Annotated in this window: 1 protein-coding gene; it reads right to left on the bottom strand. The window is 71.5% G+C overall.

Features of this window, described 5'->3' with window-relative positions; all coding sequences use genetic code 11:
• The coding region (locus ABT106_RS31420; RefSeq protein ID WP_351284324.1) for an SDR family NAD(P)-dependent oxidoreductase at positions 1–3,657 on the bottom strand (3,657 nt) is incomplete at both ends.

Genomic DNA, 3,657 nt, shown 5'->3' with positions numbered 1-3,657 from the left:
GTGGCCCATGTGGGGTTGTTGGGTGCCTTGGCCGGAGAAGATCATGGCGATGCGTTGGTGTTCGGTGGCGCGGCCGGTGATGAGGTGGGGGGTGGATTCACCGTTGGCGAATGCGGTGAGTGCCCGCCGGCGCTCAGCGGTGTTACCCGACACGACCACGGCCCGTTCGGCCAATGCGGTCCGGGTGGTCGCCAAGGAGAAGCCGACGTCCAGTACCGAGGCGTCGTCCGGCAGTTCGGCCGCCAAGCGCGCCGCGTGCGCGCGCAGCGCCGCCTGATTCCGGCCGGACACCACCCACGGCACTGCCGGTGACGGGCTCCGCTCGGCGGCCCGTTCCTCGGCCTCGGGTGCCTGTTGCAGGATCACGTGCGCGTTGGTGCCGCTGACTCCGAATGCCGACACGCCCGCCCGGCGGGGGTGGTCGCCTTCCGGCCACGGGCGAGTCTCGGTGAGGAGTCGCACGGCTCCGGTGGTCCAGTCGACGTGTGATGTCGGTTCGTCGATGTGGAGGGTGCGGGGGAGTAGGCCGTGGTGCATGGCTTGGATCATTTTGATGAGGCCGGCGGCGCCGGCTGCGGCTTGGGTGTGGCCGATGTTGGATTTGACGGATCCGAGCCAGAGGGGTGTGTCGCGGTTCTGGCCGTAGGTGGCGAGGAGGGCTTGGGCTTCGATGGGGTCACCGAGCCGGGTCCCGGTTCCGTGTGCTTCGACGGCGTCGACCTCACTGGGTGTGAGGCCGGCGTTCGCCAGTGCCTGCTGGATGACGCGCTGCTGGGACGGACCGTTGGGAGCACTGATGCCGTTGGAGGCCCCGTCCTGGTTGACCGCGGAGCCACTCACCACGGCGAGGACGGGATGGCCGTTGCGACGGGCGTCCGAGAGGCGCTCCAGCACCACGACGCCGGCTCCCTCACCCCAGCCGGTGCCGTCCGCCGCATCCGCGAACGCCTTGCAGCGGCCGTCGGCCGACAGCCCGCGCTGGCGGCTGAACTCCACGAAAGCCGCGGGGGTGGCCATCACGGTGACCCCGCCCGCGAGGGCGAGCGAACACTCACCACTGCGCAGCGACTGGGCCGCGAGGTGCAGAGCGACGAGGGACGACGAGCACGCGGTGTCGATCGTCACGGCCGGTCCTTCGAGCCCGAAGGAGTACGCGATGCGCCCCGAGACGACGGCAGTGGAGGAGCCGGTCAGAACGTAGCCTTCGGCGCTCTGTCCGGCGGCACCCCCGACGTAGTGCGACGTGGCTGCTCCGACGAACACGCCCGTCTTGCTCTCGCGCAGGTCTTCGATCGCGATTCCGGACCGCTCGAATGCCTCCCAGGAGACCTCCAGGAGCAGCCGCTGCTGCGGGTCCATCGCCAGTGCCTCACGGGGCGAGATCCCGAACAGGGCGGCGTCGAACCCGGCGGCGTCGACGAACGCCCCTTCCCGCGTGTACGTGGTGCCCGGACGGCTCAGCGCCGGGTCGTGGATGCCGTCGACATCCCAGCCCCGGTCGGTGGGAAAGTCCGACACCGCGTCGCGGCCGCCCGCCACCAGGTCCCAGAGTCGCTCGGGAGTGTCCGCGCCGCCGGGGAAGCGGCAGCTCATGGCGGTGATCACGATGGGATCGTCCGAGGCGGACACGGAGGCAAGGGTGGACGCCGACCGAGCGTCGGCGCCGAGCAACTGCCGCTTGAGCTCGTCCGCAAGCGATCCCGGCGACGGATGGTCGAAGACCGCGGTCGCGGCCAGGTGCAGACCGGTCACCGACTTGAGCCGGTTGCGCAGCCGCACGGCGGTCAGCGAATCGAAGCCGAGATCCCGGAAAGCGCTGCGCGGTGCGAGATCCTGCCACTGCGTGAGCCCGAGTACCGAGGCGGCCTCCGTGCGCACGAGGTCGAGGAGCGCGCGGTCCTGCTCACCGGCGGTCAGGGAGGCGAGACGCTGCCGCAGGCCGCCTTCGTCGACTTCCGCCTCTTCCCCGGCCCCGCCGTCCAGCGCGACGCGAGCCTCCGCCAGGTCGCTGATCAGCGGCCTGCGACGGGCCGCGCTGAGGGTCGGCGCGAAACGGTCCCAGGCGATGTCCGCGACCACCACCGTGGTGTCCCCGAGTTCGAGAGACCGCTGCAACGCCTCCACTGCCAGCGCCGGGTCCATCGTGCGGAGACCGACGCGCCGCAGTGTTTCCGCGGCGGCCCCTTGCGCGGCCATGCCCTCGCCGTCCCAGCTGCCCCACGCGATCGACAGCGCGTGCGAGCCGCGTCCACGGCGCTGCTGAGCGAGCGCGTCCAGGTACGCGTTCGCCGCCGCGTACGCGCCCTGGCCCGCACCACCCCACACCCCGGCACCGGAAGAGAACAAGACGAACGCGTCGAGCTCGACGTCCGCGAACGCCTCGTCGAGGTTCCGTGCCCCCAGGGCCTTGGCCGCGTAGGCCGCCGCCAACAGCTCGGCGTCAGTGTCCGCGAGTGGCGCCGTGGTGCCGACACCAGCCGTGTGGAAGACGGCCGTCACCGTGCCTCCGGTGGTGGCCAGCAGTCCCGCCAGGGCCTCGCGGTCGGCGGCGTCACATCGGACGACGTCCACCCGGATGCCGGGCGACCGGTGCTCCAGATCCGCCAGCAGTTCCGCGACACCGGGAGCGGTGCTGCCCCGGCGGTTGGTGAGAATGAGGTGCCGGGTGCCGGAGTCGGCCAGCCACTTCGCGACGTGCGTCCCCAGAGCGCCCGTGCCACCGGTGACCAGTACCGTCCCCGAAGTGCTCCAAGCGGACTGCTCCGATGCGGAAGGCTTGCGAGCCATACGCCGGCTGAACAGACCTGAGGCGCGCACCGCCACCTGGTCCTCGGCCGTCCCGGCCAGTACGGCCGCCAGCCGTGCCACCGCCCGCTCGTCGGGCTCTTCCGGCAGGTCGACCAGCCCGCCCCACCATTGCGGGTGCTCCAGCCCCGCCACCTGGCCGAGACCCCACACCCCGGCCTGTTCCGGCTCCCTGACCCGGTCCGCCGTCCCGACCGAAACGGCACCGGACGTTGCACACCACAGAGGGGCGGTCAGGCCCGCATCCGCGGCGGTGCGAAGCAACGCCAGGGTGTCTTCCGTGGGGCGACCGCCGAGCGAGAGCAGGGACAGGACGCCGCCCGTGTACTCGGGAAGGGCGCTTGCGGGCGTGCCCGATCCCGCCTCGTCCTGACCGTCGGTGGCCGGGAGTTGTGTGGTCAGCCGTTCGAGGGTGGTGACGTCGGCCCCGCCCAGTACCGCACGCGCCGCGGTGACCCACGGAAGATCGGCGTGATTCTCCGGAGCGACCACCAGCCACCTGCCGCTGGGCGGCGGCGTGAGGGAGCCCGGCTGCGGGCGCCAGTTCACCTCGTACCGCCATGCGTCGACCGTGGAACGGGTGACCTGGGTACGACGCCATTCGGACAGCAGGGACAGCGCCGGGCGCAGTTCCTCTCGCCGGTCGTCAGCCGTGAGCATCGTCGCCAGCAGATCGAGGTCCTCGGCTTCCACCGTCTGCCAGAACTGCTGCTCACCCTTGTCCTGGGCGGTGACGGCGGGCGGGGCTTCCGGTGCTTCCAGCCAGTAGTGCTGGTGTTGGAAGGGGTAGGTGGGGAGGGGGGTGTGGGGGGTGTGGTGGGGGAGGTGGGTGGTCCAGTTGATGGGGAGGCC

Origin of the sequence: Streptomyces sp. NPDC002044, from assembly GCF_040296725.1 — a bacterium.
GTDB classification, from domain to species: Bacteria; Actinomycetota; Actinomycetes; order Streptomycetales; family Streptomycetaceae; genus Streptomyces; species Streptomyces antarcticus.
Note: the sequence above shows the minus strand (reverse complement) of the source record. Positions and strands in the feature narration are given on the sequence as shown.